At 52.1% G+C, this 17,485-nt stretch carries 15 protein-coding genes; 4 read left to right on the forward strand and 11 right to left on the reverse strand.

What is annotated here, in order from left to right; translation table 11 throughout:
• Positions 1 to 2: 2 nt before the first annotated feature.
• From pilW to queF, 8 genes are all read right to left on the reverse strand, one after another.
• Positions 3 to 764 (reverse strand): type IV pilus biogenesis/stability protein PilW, encoded by a 762-nt coding sequence (gene pilW / locus ACMXD4_RS06855; RefSeq protein ID WP_415880260.1) that lies wholly within the window; start codon positions 762 to 764, stop codon positions 3 to 5.
• Positions 754 to 1,866 carry a 23S rRNA (adenine(2503)-C(2))-methyltransferase RlmN gene (rlmN, locus tag ACMXD4_RS06860; RefSeq protein WP_415880261.1) on the reverse strand — a complete coding sequence of 371 codons (1,113 nt, stop codon included), beginning with the start codon at positions 1,864 to 1,866 and terminating at the stop codon, positions 754 to 756. Before rlmN ends, pilW begins: the two co-directional genes overlap by 11 nt.
• On the reverse strand, positions 1,841 to 2,272 hold the full coding sequence (gene ndk / locus ACMXD4_RS06865; protein WP_415880262.1) for a nucleoside-diphosphate kinase: 432 nt from the start codon (positions 2,270 to 2,272) through the stop codon (positions 1,841 to 1,843). Before ndk ends, rlmN begins: the two co-directional genes overlap by 26 nt.
• Before the next feature lie 148 nt (positions 2,273 to 2,420).
• A complete protein-coding gene (gene secD, locus ACMXD4_RS06870) occupies positions 2,421 to 4,268 on the reverse strand; it encodes a protein translocase subunit SecD (RefSeq protein ID WP_415880263.1) in 1,848 nt (615 codons plus the stop codon).
• A gap of 75 nt (positions 4,269 to 4,343) precedes the next feature.
• Positions 4,344 to 4,694 (reverse strand): preprotein translocase subunit YajC, encoded by a 351-nt coding sequence (yajC, locus tag ACMXD4_RS06875; protein WP_084153212.1) that lies wholly within the window; start codon positions 4,692 to 4,694, stop codon positions 4,344 to 4,346.
• A gap of 108 nt (positions 4,695 to 4,802) precedes the next feature.
• Entirely contained in the window at positions 4,803 to 5,663 is an 861-nt protein-coding gene (gene asd, locus ACMXD4_RS06880; protein WP_415880264.1) for an archaetidylserine decarboxylase, read from the reverse strand.
• Positions 5,660 to 5,944, reverse strand: a complete 285-nt coding sequence (locus tag ACMXD4_RS06885) for an EscU/YscU/HrcU family type III secretion system export apparatus switch protein (RefSeq protein ID WP_026603899.1) — start codon at positions 5,942 to 5,944, stop codon at positions 5,660 to 5,662. Before ACMXD4_RS06885 ends, asd begins: the two co-directional genes overlap by 4 nt.
• 6 nt (positions 5,945 to 5,950) lie before the next feature.
• Entirely contained in the window at positions 5,951 to 6,340 is a 390-nt protein-coding gene (gene queF, locus ACMXD4_RS06890; RefSeq protein ID WP_171696088.1) for a preQ(1) synthase, read from the reverse strand.
• Between the two features lie 294 nt (positions 6,341 to 6,634).
• Here queF and ACMXD4_RS06895 point away from each other — a divergent pair, with 294 nt between their 5' ends.
• Positions 6,635 to 6,994 carry a hypothetical protein gene (locus ACMXD4_RS06895; protein WP_415880265.1) on the forward strand — a complete coding sequence of 120 codons (360 nt, stop codon included), beginning with the start codon at positions 6,635 to 6,637 and terminating at the stop codon, positions 6,992 to 6,994.
• A 277-nt stretch (positions 6,995 to 7,271) separates the two neighbouring features.
• Here the strand turns inward: ACMXD4_RS06895 and ACMXD4_RS06900 are convergent, their stop codons facing one another.
• From ACMXD4_RS06900 to nhaD, 3 genes are read right to left on the reverse strand one after another with little or no spacing between them, the layout of a single operon-like run.
• Entirely contained in the window at positions 7,272 to 7,970 is a 699-nt protein-coding gene (locus ACMXD4_RS06900) for a response regulator (protein WP_415880266.1), read from the reverse strand.
• Positions 7,967 to 9,493, reverse strand: a complete 1,527-nt coding sequence (locus ACMXD4_RS06905; RefSeq protein ID WP_415880267.1) for a DUF4118 domain-containing protein — start codon at positions 9,491 to 9,493, stop codon at positions 7,967 to 7,969. Before ACMXD4_RS06905 ends, ACMXD4_RS06900 begins: the two co-directional genes overlap by 4 nt.
• Positions 9,494 to 9,543: 50 nt before the next feature.
• The gene (gene nhaD, locus ACMXD4_RS06910) at positions 9,544 to 10,992 is read right to left on the reverse strand and encodes a sodium:proton antiporter NhaD (protein WP_415880268.1); all 1,449 of its coding nucleotides are present in this window, start codon (positions 10,990 to 10,992) and stop codon (positions 9,544 to 9,546) included.
• A gap of 380 nt (positions 10,993 to 11,372) precedes the next feature.
• Between nhaD and smc the strand changes: the two genes are divergently transcribed.
• The 3 genes from smc to lepA all read left to right on the forward strand — a co-directional run bounded on the left by smc (position 11,373) and on the right by lepA (position 17,481).
• On the forward strand, positions 11,373 to 14,873 hold the full coding sequence (gene smc, locus ACMXD4_RS06915; RefSeq protein WP_415880269.1) for a chromosome segregation protein SMC: 3,501 nt from the start codon (positions 11,373 to 11,375) through the stop codon (positions 14,871 to 14,873).
• Entirely contained in the window at positions 14,873 to 15,610 is a 738-nt protein-coding gene (locus ACMXD4_RS06920) for a cell division protein ZipA C-terminal FtsZ-binding domain-containing protein (RefSeq protein ID WP_415880270.1), read from the forward strand. Before smc ends, ACMXD4_RS06920 begins: the two co-directional genes overlap by 1 nt.
• Positions 15,611 to 15,681: 71 nt before the next feature.
• Entirely contained in the window at positions 15,682 to 17,481 is a 1,800-nt protein-coding gene (gene lepA / locus ACMXD4_RS06925) for a translation elongation factor 4 (protein WP_101054918.1), read from the forward strand.
• Positions 17,482 to 17,485: the final 4 nt, after the last annotated feature.

A 17,485-nucleotide genomic window follows, 5' to 3' on the forward strand; every position in this document is an offset into this window, starting at 1 on the left:
GATTATTTGCTGATCGCGGTTTTGACTTGTTGTGCTTCTTTGGAAGCAGGAAAAGAGCTAATCAATTGCTCGCGGTATTCTTCGGATATTTTGCTGTTACCCAGCGCCCGTTCGGTTTGAAACGCGATCCACAGCGTTTCCGGGGTATGTTTGGCGACGCCCAGGTAGCGCTCCAGAAACGCCCTGGCCGACATGAACTGACCATTCTGATAGCTGATGCGCTGCATCTCCTGCAAGGCCGGCGAGTAATCGGGCTGAGATTGCAAGGCTTGGCGAAAATACTCTTCGGCGCGCTGCATGTCGTTCTGCTTAACGTAACAAACGCCCAGATTGGTTAATGCAAACCAGGGCCGGTTGTTCATTGGCGATGCCATCGAATCTTGCAGCAAGGCTATGCCTTTATCGAATTTGCCTTGCTCGCACAAGAAGCGGCCATAGTTATTCTTGATGCTGAAATTATCCGAATCTTTATTCAAGGCGGTTTGATAGCTGTCGCTGGCTGCTTCGGTTTGTTTGATGCGCTCATAGAAGACGGCCAGGGCGTTATGGGTTTCCGGGTTGCTGGAATCCAGCCGTACGGCGTTTTCCAGTTTTTCCTTGGCGACGTCGAGCATGCCCATGTCCAGATAACGCGCGCCCATTTGTAGATTGAGCTTGGCTTTTTCGGCATTGCTCATCGTCTCGCGGGTGTCCGGCAGCAGGCCGCAAGCGCCTAGCAATAGGCTCATCAGCACTAATCCGCGAGCGGCTTGCCTATTGGCCATGCGAGAGTCCTTGTGCTTGCAGTTTTAAATGTCTGCGGCTTTTATCTTGTACTTGACCGACCAATTGCCCGCAGGCTGCATCAATGTCCTCGCCGCGGGTCTTGCGAACGGTGGTGACGATGCCGGCATTATGCAGAATATCCCGAAATTTCAGGATGGCGGCGTTACTGGAGCAACGGTAAGGCGATTGCGGAAACGGATTGAACGGAATCAGATTTAGCTTGGACGGCACGGTTTTCAATAGCTTGACTAAGGTGCGCGCGTCTTCAGGGCTGTCGTTGATGCCGTCCAGCATCACGTATTCAAACGTAATATGCTTGCGCGGGCCGGTCTTGGCGTATTCGCGGCAGGCTTCCATCAATTCCTTCAGCGGATATTTGACGTTGATCGGTACGATTTGGTCGCGCAAGGCGTCGTTGGGGGCGTGCAGCGAGACCGCCACGCTGACATCGCAAACTTCGTTCAGGCGTTTCATGGCTGGCACTATGCCGGAGGTGCTGATCGTGACGCGGCGTTTGGACAAGCCATAACCGAAGTCGTCCATCATTAAATTCATTGCCGCCACGACATTATCGAAGTTCAGCAAGGGTTCGCCCATGCCCATCATCACCACGTTGGTGATGCGGCGTTCCGGTCCTAGTCTTTGTTGTGCCAGATACAGCTGGCCGATGATTTCGGCGGTGGACAGGTTGCGGTTGAAGCCTTGTTTGGCGGTCGAGCAAAAGGTGCAGGCCAACGCGCAGCCCACTTGCGAGGAGATGCACAAGGTGGCGCGGCGTTCTTCCGGGATGTAAACGGTCTCCACCCGATTGCCGCAGTGCATCTGCACCGCCCACTTGCAAGTGCCGTCGGACGCCAATTGTTCGGCGACGATTTCCGGGACTTTGATCTGGCAGTGTTCTTTTAAATGACTGCGTAGCGATTTGCTCAGGTTGGTCATCTCGTCGAAATCCGAGATGCCTTCCTGATAAATCCATTTCAACACCTGGGTGGCGCGAAACGGTTTTTCGCCGAGCTCGACAAAAAAGGCTTGCAAGCCTTTTCTGTCGAAATCCAGCAGATTAATCAATGCTGGTTTAGCGGATACGGTCGCAGAGTTCATTAGCAGAGAAGAAGTAAGCGATTTCTCTCGCGGCAGATTCCGGCGCATCGGAGCCGTGCACGGCGTTTTCGTCGATGCTGACCGCGAAGTCGGCGCGGATCGTGCCTGGCGCAGCTTCTTTCGGGTTGGTGGCACCCATCAGTTCGCGGTTTTTCAATACCGCATTTTCGCCTTCCAACACTTGCACAACCACCGGGCCGGAAGTCATGAAGCTAACCAAGTCTTTGAAAAAACCGCGTTCTTTATGCTCGGCATAAAAGCCTTCGGCTTGCTCTTGGGTCAGTTGCAGCATTTTGGATGCGACGATGCGCAAGCCGTTTTTTTCGAAGCGGCTGACAATTTCCCCAATCACATTTTTAGCGACTGCATCAGGCTTGATGATTGAGAAAGTACGTTCGATTGCCATTGTGTAACTCCAGTGAGGATGTTGATTGAAAAATTAATTGCGCATTATAGCGTGTCAGGCAGAGTGTTGAAAAACGCCCTGCCGAATAGTGTGTTTCCGAAATCGCGGAAGCGGTCCGGTTTATGCTAAGCCGAGACCAGATTTTTGGCTAGATGGAAATTTTATCGCTGCGGTGATCGTTGCCGTAAAACCAGTTAACCAACATCCGGGTGCCGGTGACCGCGGTAAATACCGAAGTGGCAATCCCAATCATCAAGACCAGCGCGAAACCCTTAACCGGGCCCGTGCCAAAGCCGAACAACAATACGGCGACGATAAAGTGGGTAACGTTGGAGTCGAGAATGGTCGCAAAGGCCTTTTCGTAACCTACGTAAATGCTGGCCTGCCGGCTCAAGCCATTACGCAGTTCCTCGCGGATCCGTTCGTTGATCAGTACGTTGGCGTCCACCGCCATACCCACAGTCAAGACGATACCGGCCATGCCTGGCAGGGTCAGGGTGGCTTGCAACACGGACATAATGGAGATCAGCAGCACGACGTTGAACAACAAAGCAAAGTTGGCGATCAAGCCGAAAGCGCGGTAATAAGCAACCATGAAAAATACCACCAGCAGGAAGCCGGCGGTAATCGACATCATGCCTTGATCGATATTTTCCTGACCCAAGCTGGGGCCGACGGTGCGTTCTTCGACGATTTCAACCGGAGCAGCCAAGGCGCCGGCTCTGAGTAATAAGGCCAAGGTGCGGGCTTCTTCAGGGCTGTCCAGGCCGGTGGTTTGGAAGCGTTTGCTGAAACTGTCGCGAATGGTGGCGACGCTGATGACTTTTTCGACTTTTTCTTTATGTTGAACTTTCTCGCCGTTAACGACCCGGGTTTCGGATTTGTATTCGATGAACACCACAGCCATCGGTTTGCCGATATTTTCCTGGGTCATCTTGCCCATTTTCTTGGCACCGACACCATCCAATGTGATGAATACGGCAGGTGAACCGTCTTGATCCAAGCCTGATGACGCATCGGTGATCTGGTCGCCCGTAACGATAACCGCACGTTTCAACAGCACCGGGGCGCCGTTTTTGTCTTTATATAAGCGGCTGCCGATAGGTTCGTGGCCGCCCAAGGCCGATTGCACATCGTGCTCCACATCTACCAAACGGTATTCCAGTGTGGCGGTGGTGCCTAACAATTCTTTGGCGCGGGTAGTGTCTTGCACGCCGGGCAGTTGCACGACGATGCGGCTGTCGCCTTGTTGCTGAATGATAGGCTCGGCGACACCCAGTTCGTTGACCCGGTTGCGCAGCGTGGTAATATTTTGGCCCAGCGCCGATTTCTTGATTTCGCGCAGGTTGCGTTCGGGGATGTTTAATGTGAATTCATTCGGACCGCTTTCCACTAAATCCAGACCGCGGAAGTCTTTATTGAGTACTTCTGTGGCGGCAACTCTGGATTCTTCGTTAGGCAGCACGACTTTGATGCCGCCCGCTTCCTTCGAAACGGATTGATACCGAACTTTCGCATCGCGGAAGGCCGAGCGAATGTCGTTGGTGTAGCGTTCTTCGGCTTGTTTCAGCGCGGAGTCCATGTCAACTTCCAACAGAAAGTGCACCCCCCCGCGCAAGTCTAAGCCCAGATGCATAGGGTTTGCACCGAAAGCGCGCAGCCAAGCCGGGGTGGCAGGCGCTAAATTCAAGGCGACTGTGGCTTTACCGGCCATTTGTTCACGCAATAGGTCTGCCGCTTTCATTTGCTCGTCGGTATTATTGAATCGCGCCAGGATTTTGCCGTCGGCAAATTCAAAGCTTTTCAACGTGAAACCAGCGTTTTTGATGCTGGCGGCGACTGCGTCAGCCTGAGACTGCTGCAATGGCGTCGGGCTAGACGAGGCCAATTGCACTGCCGGGTCGTTGCCATAAAGATTAGGCAGCGCGTAAATCGTACCGACTAACAGCACGAAAATTACTAGGATGTTTTTCCAGACAGGGAAATGATTTTGCATGGTTATTCCATTAAAAGCAGTGACAGCCAGGCTGTTGCGAATAAAAGCGGGGTATATCGCAGGGTTAAAGCAAACTTATTCTTTGGTTTTTTTGCTGTTCAAGGTTTTGTAAGTACCTTTAGGCATCATGTTGGCGATGGCGTGACGTTGGACCTGAATAAAGCTGTTGTCAGAGACTTCCAGTTTGACGAAGTTGTCGTCCAGTTCCGCCACTTTACCTAGAATACCGCCGGTGGTGACCACTTCGGCGCCTTTACCCAACGCAGCCAGCATTTGTTTTTGTTCTTTGTTGCGCTTGGATTGTGGGCGGATGAACAGGAAATAGAAAAATATCAGAATACCCAATGGAAACAGCATACCTTCAAAGCCGGGTTGTACGGCGGAGGGCGCTGTTTGGGCCAGCGCATCGGAAATCAAGAAACTCATGGTAATCCTCTTATTGTTATCGTCGTTTTAATGGTCCGGCCGGGCGGACAGGCGCGCATTATGCCACACTAGCAGTGCTTATCACATTACGCTGTCAATTTGTCCGGTTTATGCTAGCGTTCGGCCAATCGCCTCGCCCAGTTGTACCGCTCTGCCGCTGGAGAAGTCGTCGTTCCAAGCTATTTTTTCTTTACCGAACAGGACGATAATTGTCGAGCCCATATTGAATCTGCCCATTTCCATGCCTTTTTCAATAATCGGCGCGTCTTTTTCATAACGCCAGGTCCTGGGAGCGCTGATGCTCGGTGGCGTGACGACACCGTGCCAGACAGTTTCGACGCTGGACACGAAAATCGCGCCGACCAGAATCAAAGCCATTGGCCCAGCGGCTGTGTCAAAAATACAGGCTACGCGCTCGTTGCGCGCGAACAGATTCGGCACGGCGCCAACCGTGGTGTTATTCACGCTAAACAGGCGGCCGGGAATATGTACCATTTCTTGCAAAGTGCCGGTCAGCGGCATATGCAGACGGTGGTAATCCTTGGGTGATAAGTAAATAGTGGCGAAAGAGCCATCTTCAAAGGCCTGCGCCCGTTCGGCGTCACCGCCCAGCAATTCCAAGGCGCTGTAGTCGTGGCCCTTGGCTTGGAAAATTCGACCGTTGCTGATCGGTCCGGCTTGGCTGACCGCGCCGTCCGCCGGACAGGCTATGGCGTCGGCGGCGGAGTCAATCTGTCTGGCGCCGTCTTTTAATTCGCGGGTAAAAAAATCATTGAAGCTGGCGTAGTGATCCAGGTCTTGAAACTTGGCTTCCTGCATGTTTACCCCGTACAACTGCACGATGGATTTGATAAACAGGTTTTTCCAGATTTTGTTTTGGCAGTGAGTCAGTTTGGACATCACGCCGGATAGTGCGTGATGCGGCAATGCGTATTGCGGCAACACGGTAAACGCTTCTTTTAAATTCATGATTCGGAATCAGGGGTTTTGCCGCTGATGAAATACGCAAAGGCGATGACTTCGGCAACGGCAATATAGAGTTGTTGGGGGATTTCCTCACCGAGTGGGACTTGCGCCAAAATTCGCGCCAGCTCCGGCTCGTTTTGCAGCGGTACGCCGTGTTTTTCGGCGATGGCCAGAATTTGCTGAGCGGTAAAACCTTCGCCTTTGGCGGTTACTTTCGGCGCATTTTTGCCGTCGTATTGCAGGGCGACGGCAATATCGCTGTTATAGAAGGTTCTGCCGCTCACGTTGCTTTATGGCAAATTGACCAGCTCAGGCGCTTGCCAACTTGGGTCGCGATGTTCGGCAATTACCGTGGTGTAAATGCCGCCACGCACATTGAATTCGGCGCGCAGGCGCATGAAATTGGGAGAAATTGCCGCGACGATATGATCCAAAATTTCGTTGGTTACAGCCTCATGAAACGCGCCACGCTCGCGGAAAGTCCACATATACAGCTTCAAAGACTTGAGTTCCACGCATAATTTATTGGGTACATATTCCAGAACCAGTTTGGCGAAGTCGGGTTGGCCGGTCATCGGGCACAAACAGGTAAATTCCGGGATGTCGATGCGAATCGTAAAGTCGCGCGCCGGCCTGGGGTTTTCGAAAGTGGTGAGGTCTGCGCTGGGTTTTGTAGTCATTACTTGATTTGGGTTGTTATGGATTCCGGAGTAGCGAATGGGATGTCCGCCGGTTAAGTCTGGCAATATTTTACCAGCTAAGATGCGATAACGTATTAAGCATTTAAACTCAATGAGTTATCGTGTGATTTTGAGCTGGCGCTTGCGTAGGGTCCCGGGTTTGTTTCTCCTGAATCAGTCGAAACATTTGATGGGCAGAATTGTCAACAACTTGCGGCGAATGATGTAAAATTATTGTTAAGGCGAATCGCAAAAACCGCTAAGATGTGAGTCTAACTTGCAGGGGAGTCGACGATGGAAATCAACACTACATACCCAAACCCAAATTCCTTGGCTAGCCAAGGTGTATCCAAAGATCAAAAAGCCAGCGGGATTGAAGCGTTGGCCGAACGCAGGAAGGCGACCAATTCGCAAAATCAGGCCGAGAGACCAGAGCCCAGCCCAAGCGACACGGTTAGTTTGTCGCAGGAGTCTTTGAAATTGGCGCAGGCTGCCAGCGGACAAAATAGTGACAGTCAGGCCAGAATCAATAGCCCTGAGCAGGCGCAACAGGTGCTTGGAAGGTTGATCTCGGATATCCAAAACAATCCCGGTCAAGCGCAATCCGCTGTTGCCAATCGGCGGCCTAACAACTTAGGCGCATTGTTGAATTAGCTGCGGTCCTTTTTAGGACTGGGCATAGACGACTAGAGCCAGTCTTGATGGATTGGCTCGCTTCTTCGTAATCCGTTAAAACTACGCGGTTTTCCAGAGCTGAGTGCGTCAATAGGGCCGCCATCCTTTCAATTTCGAAAGAAATCAACCATAACGGGCTTCTCGATCAGTTTTTAGAATGCTGGATTCGTAGAGTCTTGGACTCCCACCTCGACAGGCCAGCACCGGGTGCAGCCAACAGTTTAGACAGAACCGCTGTTTCAGGCCGGGTCAATCTTTAATCGTCATCGTTAACCGCCATGCGATACCCCACCCCCACGTCGGTCAGCAAATAACGGGGCCGCGCCGGATTGACTTCCAGTTTGTGGCGCAATTGCCCCATATAAATGCGCAGATAATGTTGATCGTGTATGTGTTCCGCACCCCAAACCTCTTGAAGCAGTTGGCGATGGGTGACGACCACCCCGGCATGACGGATTAGAATGCCGAGTAGCCTAAATTCGATAGGAGTGATGCGCACTTCGTGGTCGGCAACAAATACTTTACGCCGCGTCAGATCGACTTTTAACTGACCGCTTTCAAAAGTCTCTTGATTGCTCAGGCTGCGTGCAACCCTGCGCATTAAAGCTTGTAACCGAGCATGCAATTCGCCGCTGCCAAAGGGTTTGGTCAAGTAATCGTCGGCCCCGGCATCCAGTGCCATGATCTTGTTTTGCTCCTGGCTGCGCGCCGACAATATCAGAATGGGCAGGTCAGACAATTGCCGCAAGCGTCGCGTCACCGCGATTCCGTCCATGTCAGGTAAGCCCAGATCCAAGATCACTAAGTCGGGATTGGCATTGCTGAGCATCGCCAGGCCGGATTTGCCGCAGTCGGTTTCGATCATGGACCAGCCGCGAAGGCTGAGGCTGGTTTTTAGAAAACGTCGGGTTTGTGCGTCGTCTTCTATTAATAAAATTAAAGGCGCATTAGTCATGCTAGGCCTCCAAGCGCTTCCGATTCGGCCAGCGGCGGCGGTTCGTGCAGCGGTAGTTCAATAAGAAACTCCGCGCCCTTACCGATGCGGTTTTTCACGTAAATCATCCCGCCATGTGCCTCGACAATCGCCTTGCACAATGCAAGTCCCAGGCCGACCCCGTTTTGTCCGGTTTCGGTAGTGCCGCGATAAAACTTTTCGAAAATCCGAATTTGTTGGTTCTTGGCGATACCCGGACCGTAATCCGCTACGGTTAAGCGGAATTGATCGCGGAGCGATACAGCCTCAATGTCAATCGGGCTGCTTGGCGACGTGTACTTAACCGCGTTTTCGATTAGATTGACCAACACCTGTTCTATCAACACGGCATCTATCCAAACTAGCGGCAAGCTATCAGGCAGCAGGGTGCGGACCGGTCTGTCCTGTAATTGTCTATCCAAACGGTTCAGAGCGCTGCCGACTATCTCCTCAATGGTGTTCCAGCTTCTGTGCAAAATGATTTGACCGCTACTCAAGCGGGCCATGTCCAGAATTTTGCCGGTCAACTCCGACATGCGTTGCGCTTCTTCCAATACCGATTGATTCAGCTCTTGGCGTTCCGGGGCTGATAATCCGGCATCATTCTCGATAGCGGTGCCGACCGCACCGATGATGCGGGTCAAAGGCGTGCGCAAGTCATGGGAGATAGAGCTTAACAAAGCATTGCGCAAGGCTTCGGTTTCGGCTTGCAGATTGGCCTCTCGGGCCTGCGCGGCTAGCTGAAATCGTTCCAAGGTTTGCGCGATTAAGTGGCAGAAGGTGTTTACTTCCGGTGTTTGTCTAGCCAATGCTTCGGTTTGTAGGACGGCTAGAATGCCTTGCGCAGCGCTAGATCCTTGCAGTGGGTAATAGCTTAATGGGGGCTGAAGTCTGGCTTCACCTGTCTCTAAGGCTTGCTGTGCCAGGGTATGGTCGAGGCTTTGCAATGAAATGGGCAATGCTTGATTCGTTTGAATTTGCAGGCCGTTTTTGGTATTGGCAATCAGCAGAACCGAATCGGTACCAAATTCATTGTCTATATGTTCGGCCGCGATACGTGCGACGGCGTTATGATCCTGCGCTGCCGCCAGGTCGCGACTCAATCGATAGAGCGCATTGGTATGCGATTCACGCTGTTTGGCTAACTCGGCTTGCATGCGCGATTTTTCAAGCAGACTGCCGGTGACATTCGCGACGATGATCATCACCGCCAAGCCGACGATATTTTCCAAGTCGCTAATCGCAAAGGAGAATATGGGGCGGGCAAAATAAAAGGCAAAGGTTGGTGCGCTGAGTAGCGAGGCGACGATGGATGCGCTGCGGCCGTAGCGGCTAGCGACCAGAAATACGCCCAGTAAATAAGTCATCAGAATGCTGGCCGGTCCCAGCAGGTCACGCAAAGGCCAATCGATCAGCGTGCAAATGAAGGGAGCGGCGATGCCCCAGGCATGGCCGAGGAAGCGCTCGCGCTTTTGCGGGGATAGCCAAGCTTCAGATAGTGTCATCAGGGTGTCAATATTAACGCTTGGGCGTGCGCTTGTTAGGCATTCGACGGTCAGAAAGCCCCGGCATTGACCAGCATGTGCGTACCGATACTGGCGAAGTAAGCCAACAGGATGACCGGGCACCATTTCATGTGGCTACCGAAGGTGTATTGCCCCTTGGCTTGCCCCATCAAACCGATGCCCGGCGCCGAGCCGATGGCTAGCAGGCTGCCGCCGACGCCCAGGGTCAAGGTCAGCAACAACCATTGTCCTTGCGGAATATCCGGGTGCATGGTTAACACCGCAAACATAAGTGTACCGTTGTCGACGAATGCCGACGATAAACCGATCATTACATTCGCCAGAGTCGGGCTGAATTGTCCGTATAACACCTGAGAAATGGCATCAAGATAGCCGATAAAGCCCAAGCCGCCAATTCCCATCATCGCGCCGTAAAAAAACAGTAAGGTATCCCACTCCAGTCGGCCCACTTTGTCGAAAATATCCAGGCGTTTGGCTTCGTTAGTCATCAAATTCACGTCGCCGCCGCCGAAAAATAGCGAAAACTCCGACTGTTGCGGACTGCTCGGTTTATCGGATTTTTGGAGATAGAAATAAAAGAATTGTAACAAGGATAGACCTGCCATCATGCCGGCTGCCGCCGGTAATCCCAACGCCATATCAAAACCAACCGCCAAGCTGATGGTGACGCCGAACAGGAATATGATGCGTTTGGCCCCGCGTGGTAACAAAATTTGCTGGGGTTCGATAATGGGTTTGTCTTTGGGTAGTGCAAAATGCATAGCTGCGGCCGGTACCAAAAAGTTGACGAGACAAGGTACGAACAATTTAAAAAACTCGGTAAAACCCAGCATGCCATGTTGCCAAACAAACAGTGTCGATATGCCGCCCAGTGGGCTAAATGTGCCGCCGGCATTGGTGGCAATCACGATGTTCAAACAGCCCAGCGAGACAAAACGCGGACTGTTTTTGCCAACGGCGACCACGACAGCGCCCATCAACAAGCCGGCGGTCAAGCCGTTGACGATACAGGAAATGAGGAAAACTAAAAATCCCGTTATCCAAAATAGTCGGCGATAGCTGAGGTCTTTGCTGACCAGCCAGATCTTCAGCGCATTAAAGATGCCCATGTCCTCCATCGCATTCAAGTAGGTCATCGAAACCATGATGAACAGCAGCAATTCTATATAAGCCTGCAAGTTACCTTTAAACGCTGTGGTTGCCGGTAAGCTGTGGCCGTGTTGTTGATATGCCAGGACGATGACGAACCAGATCAACGCCGCGGCCAGCAGCATGGGTTTGGATTTGCGCAGATGGGTTACATCTTCGAGCATCGCTGAGATATAGGCAACGATCATCACGACCAGTGAAAAGTAGCCAACCCAATGTTGGGTAAGCTCAAGGTGAAAGGTCTGTGGCGCTGCTGGCGCCGATTCGGCAGATACGAGTTCCGGAAAAATCAGTGATACCAATCCAAACAGATAAATGACTCGCAGCATGCGTTCTCCGGTTAACGAGATTAATTAAATGCCACAAAATTGCTTGATTTCCGGCAACTTTTGGCTATCTGCGGATTTTATTTTTAGCCGTGTAAAAAAGGCGTAAAGAGCGGGTGTTTGCGGGCAATGCCGAGGTGCGCACTAAGCTGAAGTCGACTGGAATATCGAGCGGTTTTCGGTTGCTGGAGTTGGCAGTCTGACTTGCCCATAGGCTTGGTCAAGCGATGCCCGCAATCTGTTTACGTATTGATTTTCGAGACGAAATGTTGGGCTCGGTTTAAGGCCTGGTGTTAAACCGAGTTAAATTCCATTCGAATCGAAACGGCATTTCGACGATAATAGCCGGCTTTGTAAACGGTCTTGGGCGTCATAAATCAGGCATGAAGCTGGAAAAAATCAAACTTTCGGGTTTCAAATCCTTTGTCGATCCCACCACGATACCGATCAACGGCAATTTGACTGCGATCGTCGGTCCGAACGGTTGCGGCAAATCCAATATCATCGACGCGGTACGTTGGGTAATGGGCGAGAGCTCCGCCAAGCATTTGCGCGGCGGCAATATGGCCGACGTGATTTTCAACGGCTCGTCGGGCCGCAAGCCGGTCAGTATGGCGTCAGTCGAACTGGTATTCGACAACAGCGAAGGCAAGGCCGGCGGTGAGTATTCGCAGTACGCCACCATTTCCATCAAGCGCCAGGTCAGCCGCGACGGCCAATCGCTGTTCATGCTCAACGGCTCCAAATGTCGGCGTAAAGATATTACCGATCTGTTCTTGGGCACCGGTCTCGGTTCGCGCAGCTATGCGATCATCGAACAGGGCACGATTTCCCGAATGGTCGAAGCCAAGCCCGAAGATTTGCGGGTGCATATCGAGGAGGCGGCCGGTGTATCGAAGTATAAGGAACGGCGTTCGGAAACTGAAACCCGCATGCGCCATACCCGCGAGAATCTCGAGCGCTTGAACGATTTGCGCGAAGAAGTCGAAAAGCAAATCAAGAATTTGGCCAAGCAGGCCGAGAAAGCCGAGAAATACACGGAACTGAAAAAGCAGGAACGCCAGTACAAGCAAGAGCTGCTGGCGATGCGTTGGCAAAACTTTCAGCGTTCTGCGCAGAAGCTGGAAGAAAAACTGCAAAGTATCGCCGCCGAACACAATCGATTGTTTGTATTGCTGCGCGATACCGAAAAAGCCATGGAACTTAAGCGTGGCGAACAGAAGGCCCAGCAACTGCACCTGGACAGCACCCAGGCCGAATATTATGCAGTCGTTGCCGAAGTCAGTCGGCTGGAGCAGACCATTAAGCACAACCAAAAAAGTCACGAAGAAACGCTGGTTGAAATCAATCGCTTGAAATTGCAGGCCGAGCAGGCGCAATCCGAATGCGAGCAGGACCGGCAGCAATTGGAGGAAATCCGTCAGACCTTGCTGGAAGCTGAAGAAACCATGATCGTTGCCCGCGAGCGTGAGGAAGACTTGCTGGGCATTCAGCAAGACGCGCATCTGCAAAAGCAGCAATGGCAGCAGCAGTGGGAAGCTTTTTTAGCGGAAAACGCCGGTTACCGCGAGCAAGCCGAAGTGCAGCGGACCAAGCTGGTGCAACTGGAAAATCAAAACCGGCAGTTGCAAACCCGTTTGGACAAATTAAACGGCGAACGCGGCGGCCTGGCAGACACCCAATTGCAACTGGAATTGGAAACCCTGGATAGCAGTATCGAATTGATCGAAGCCGAACGCGAGCAATTGCAGCAGCAACTGGAAGTCGTGCTGCAACGCATCGCAGAATTACGGCCGGCCATCAAGCAACTTCACGACAGCCTGCACGCCAGCCGAGCCGAGTTGCAAAAGGTCAACGGCAAGATCAGTTCCTTGGAGTTATTGCAGCAGCATGCGATGGGCAAGGATAAAAAAGAGCTGAGCGCCTGGCTGGAACAGGTGGGTTTGGAGCAACAGCCACGATTGGCCGAGTTCCTGGATGCTGAAGAAGGTTGGGAAACCGCGGTGGAAACGGTGTTGGGCAGTTACCTGGAAGCGATCTGTGTGGATAGCGCCGATTCTATACTGGGCGAGTTGCAGGATTTGACCAAGCAATCGTTGGTGGTGTTCGAAACGCATGCTAGCCCATCTAGTGTTAGTCCCGATTCGGTGGCTTTGGCGAGTAAGCTGCGCAGTCGCTGGGATTTATCCAGTTTGTTGAGCGGCATTTACTGCGCGGAGACCCTGCAACAAGCCCGGCAAATGCATCTGCAGGCGCACGAGTCGGTGGTATTGGCCGACGGCACTTGGTTGGGCAAGGACTGGATCAAAATCAGCCGTGGTAGCGACAGCAAGGCCGGGGTACTACATAGGGAAAAGGAATTACGCGAACTGAAGCAGCGGCAAAGCGAATTGCAGATGATGATAGCCGAGGACGAAGAGCAATTAGCCAACTCCGAACACGAATTGAAGGCCGCCGAAAACAATCGAGAGCAATATCAACAAAAGGAAAAGCTGCTCAGCGCCGAGTTTTCCGCAAAAAGCGCCGAGTACAGCGCGCAATCGGCGCGTTTCGAACAGCAAAAACGCCGCCTGGAGCAACTCGATCACGAGATTGAAGAAATCAGCCAGCATCTGGCGGAAAATGCCGAAAGCATTTCCGAAGCGGAAATGATCAAGCAGGACGCCGAGCAGGCCTTGGGCGATTTGGGCGACAAGAAAACCGAATTGGAGCAATTGAATCAACAGATTCAAGCACAACAGCAAAACACCGATGCCTCGGTTGACGAAGCGCGCCGGCATTTGCATAGACTGCATGCGCAAATCGAATCGCTGAAGTCTTCGGAAGTGCTGACCGCCAAACAGATCGAGCGTTTGCAATTGCAGCATCAGCAATCGGCTGACCGAATCGCCGAGCTGGAAAACAAGTTGCACTTTTCATTAGCGCCGCTCGACGACGAGAAAATGCAGTTGGAAGAATTGTTGGAGCGTAAAGCCGAATTCGAGGATAGCTTGCAGTCCGAGCGTCAGGCGCAACAAGCCAGCGAACAGACGGTCAGTCAGTTAGCCGAGCAATATTCGCAAACGCAGCGTTCCTTGGAAAAACAAAAAGAAGCCTTGGATCAGGTGCGTTTCGAGCAACAGGATAGCCGGGTGCGGCAGCAAACGATTGCGGAGCAATTGACCGAGGTTGATGCTGATCCAGAGGCGATTCTGGCCAATCTGACCGAAGGCGCGAGCGAAACTAAGTGGAAAAACGCCGTCGACGAGCTGACTGATCAAATCGAGCGGCTGGGATCCATCAATCTGACTGCCATCGAAGAGTTCAAAACGCAATCCGAACGGATGAAATTTTTAAACGAGCAGCATGACGATTTGGTCGATGCCTTAAATACTTTGGATCAGGCCATCAGTAAGATCGACAAGGAAAGCCGCCAGCGCTTTAAAGAGACTTTCGACAAGATCAATAGTGGCTTGAAAGAAAAATTTCCGCGTTTGTTCGGCGGTGGCCAGGCTTATCTGGAGTTGACCGAAGACGATTTGCTGGAAGCCGGCGTCAACATCATTGCCCGGCCGCCCGGCAAGCGCAACAGCTCGATTCATTTGTTGTCCGGCGGAGAGAAGGCGCTGACTGCGGTGGCCCTGGTGTTCTCGATTTTTGAACTGAATCCGGCGCCATTTTGTTTGCTGGATGAAGTGGACGCGCCGCTCGACGATGCTAATGTCGTGCGCTTTTCGCAGATGGTGGAAGACATGTCGGCAACCGTACAGTTTTTGTATATTTCGCACAACAAAGTCACAATGGAAATTGCAAAACATCTGGCAGGTGTTACCATGAAGGAGCCTGGAGTATCCAGAATGGTGGCGGTTGATATTGATGAAGCAGTGAGCATGGCAGAAAGCTAATGGATAAAGAATTATTAAGAGTCGTGATTATTTTGATCGGCGTGCTGGTGATGATCGGCATGGTGTTGTGGCATTTCGTCAAGTCGTTGCGAGAAAGACGCACCCCTGACGATTATTACGACGAGGACTCTTACGACGACCGAGTGGTTGACGAGTTTTCGGTCGAGGAAGACGACGATGAAATGGATGTATTTGCGTTAGGCAACGAGTTGGTTGATGGAGATGCTCTGTTAGACGATCAAGCCATCAAGCCCAGCCCAAAACCGTCTGCCGATGCTTTGCGCAAGGATGTCGAGAAAAAACAAGCCGCGACCTTGGCTAATTCGCGGCGTTTGGAATTGCCGGCTTTGATCGAGTTCAGCATCGTTGCCCGTGCCGACCAAGGCTTTAATGGCGAAGATCTGTTCGAGGCTTTCGAACGTGTGGGCTTGCGCTATGGCAGTGTGCGGGTATTCGAGCGGGTGGATGCCAATCGCATGGTCGATTTCGCGGTCGCCAGCATGGTTGACCCCGGTACTTTCCCGGACACCGGGCTAGAAGATTTTTATTGCCCCGGCATCGTGTTTTTTATGCAACCGCGCGAAGTCGATGCACCGTTGGCGGTATTCGATGATTTCATGGAAACCATCGATACGTTGGCCGACGAACTTGACGGCGTGGTCTGGGACAACCAGCGGCAGCCGCTGACTGCCGAAACCGTCGCGCAATTCAGACAAATACTGGCCAAGGCCGCCTAAAGCAGTACCTCGCGGGGGCAGGGCAGCTACCGCATTTATTCTGTAAACCTAACGAATTAACTAGAAGCTAAGTGGATCAAAAAAATATCAGAAATTTCTCCATCATTGCCCATATCGATCACGGGAAATCGACATTGGCAGACCGATTTATTCAAATTTGTGGCGGCTTAAGCGACCGGGAAATGGAGGCGCAGGTACTCGATTCCATGGATCTGGAGCGGGAGCGTGGTATTACCATCAAGGCGCAAAGCGTCACCCTGGATTACAAGGCCAGCGATGGCGTCACCTATCAGCTGAACTTTATCGACACGCCGGGCCACGTGGACTTTTCCTATGAGGTTTCGCGTTCGCTGGCGGCTTGCGAGGGCGCCTTGCTGGTCGTCGATGCCGCTCAAGGCGTCGAAGCGCAAAGCGTCGCTAACTGCTACACCGCCATCGAACAAGGTTTGGAAGTCGTGCCGGTCTTGAATAAGATCGATTTGCCGTCAGCTGAGCCCGAGCGGGTGATGGAAGAGATTGAGAATGTGATCGGCATTCCGGCCGATGAAGCTTTGAAGATCAGTGCCAAGACCGGCATTGGTGTCGAAGCCGTGCTGGATCAACTGATTCAAAAGATTCCGCCGCCAGCCGGCGATGAAAATGCGCCGTTACAGGCTTTAATCATCGATTCCTGGTTCGACAACTATCTGGGCGTGGTGTCCTTGGTGCGCATCGTCAACGGTAGTTTGCGGAAAAAGCAAAAAATTACCGTCATGTCGACCGGAAAGTCATTTCTGGTTGATAAATTGGGCGTTTATACCCCCAAACAATTGGAAAAGCAGCAACTCAACACCGGTGAGGTGGGGTTCATCGTCGCCGGCATCAAGGATATTTTCGGCGCACCGGTCGGCGACACCATTACGGCTACCGACAATCCCGCCAGTGAAGTACTGCCGGGGTTTGAAAAAGTCCAGCCGCGGGTGTTTGCTGGTTTGTATCCGGTCAGTTCCGATGATTTCGGTGCCATGCGCGAAGCGTTGGATAAATTGCGTCTGAATGACTCGGCACTCAATTACGAACCGGAAACCTCGCAAGCGCTGGGTTTTGGCTTTCGTTGCGGTTTCCTCGGCATGCTACATATGGAGATCGTCCAGGAACGGCTGGAGCGCGAATACAACATCGATCTGATTACCACCGCGCCGACTGTTATTTACGAAGTGGAAACCCATGGCGGCGAGGTTGTTATGGTCGACAATCCGGCTAAGCTGCCGGATGTCGGCACCATTGTCGAGATTCGCGAACCGATTATTCAGGCCAATATTCTGGTGCCGCAGGCCTACTTGGGCAACGTGATCAATCTGTGTATCGAAAAACGCGGCATCCAAAAAAACATGCAGTATGCCGGTAGCCAAGTATCGCTTAGTTACGAACTACCGATGAGCGAAGTAGTGCTGGATTTCTTTGATCGTTTGAAATCCTGTAGCCGCGGCTATGCGTCTTTCGATTACGAATTTTTGCGCTTCGAGCCTGCGCCGCTGGTTAAGCTGGACGTCTTGATCAATGGTGACAAAGTTGATGCCTTGTCGATTATCGTCCATCGCGATCTGAGTCAGAATCGTGGTCGAGATTTAGTCGATAAGATGAAAGATCTGATTCCGCGGCAGATGTACGAAGTGGCGATTCAGGCGGCTATCGGTGCCAAGGTCATCGCCCGCTCTACCGTAAAAGCCATGCGCAAAAATGTCACAGCCAAATGTTATGGTGGCGACATTACCCGTAAGAAAAAGCTGCTGGAAAAACAGAAAGCCGGTAAGAAACGCATGAAGCAGGTGGGTAGTATCGAGATTCCACAGGAAGCCTTCCTGGCGGTGTTGCAGGTCAATAAAGAGTAATAAC

This window comes from Methylomonas sp. TEB (assembly GCF_047777895.1).
GTDB lineage: Bacteria > Pseudomonadota > Gammaproteobacteria > Methylococcales > Methylomonadaceae > Methylomonas.

Bases quoted from the DNA above. Each gene is read 5' to 3' on its own strand.
- pilW (WP_415880260.1), bottom strand. From the start codon at position 764: ATGGCCAATAGGCAAGCCGCTCGCGGATTAGTGCTGATGAGCCTATTG.
- rlmN (WP_415880261.1), bottom strand. From the start codon at position 1,866: ATGAACTCTGCGACCGTATCCGCTAAACCAGCATTGATTAATCTGCTG.
- ndk (WP_415880262.1), bottom strand. From the start codon at position 2,272: ATGGCAATCGAACGTACTTTCTCAATCATCAAGCCTGATGCAGTCGCT.
- secD (WP_415880263.1), bottom strand. From the start codon at position 4,268: ATGCAAAATCATTTCCCTGTCTGGAAAAACATCCTAGTAATTTTCGTG.
- yajC (WP_084153212.1), bottom strand. From the start codon at position 4,694: ATGAGTTTCTTGATTTCCGATGCGCTGGCCCAAACAGCGCCCTCCGCC.
- asd (WP_415880264.1), bottom strand. From the start codon at position 5,663: ATGAATTTAAAAGAAGCGTTTACCGTGTTGCCGCAATACGCATTGCCG.
- queF (WP_171696088.1), bottom strand. From the start codon at position 6,340: ATGACTACAAAACCCAGCGCAGACCTCACCACTTTCGAAAACCCCAGG.
- ACMXD4_RS06895 (WP_415880265.1), top strand. From the start codon at position 6,635: ATGGAAATCAACACTACATACCCAAACCCAAATTCCTTGGCTAGCCAA.
- ACMXD4_RS06900 (WP_415880266.1), bottom strand. From the start codon at position 7,970: ATGACTAATGCGCCTTTAATTTTATTAATAGAAGACGACGCACAAACC.
- ACMXD4_RS06905 (WP_415880267.1), bottom strand. From the start codon at position 9,493: ATGACACTATCTGAAGCTTGGCTATCCCCGCAAAAGCGCGAGCGCTTC.
- nhaD (WP_415880268.1), bottom strand. From the start codon at position 10,992: ATGCTGCGAGTCATTTATCTGTTTGGATTGGTATCACTGATTTTTCCG.
- smc (WP_415880269.1), top strand. From the start codon at position 11,373: ATGAAGCTGGAAAAAATCAAACTTTCGGGTTTCAAATCCTTTGTCGAT.
- ACMXD4_RS06920 (WP_415880270.1), top strand. From the start codon at position 14,873: ATGGATAAAGAATTATTAAGAGTCGTGATTATTTTGATCGGCGTGCTG.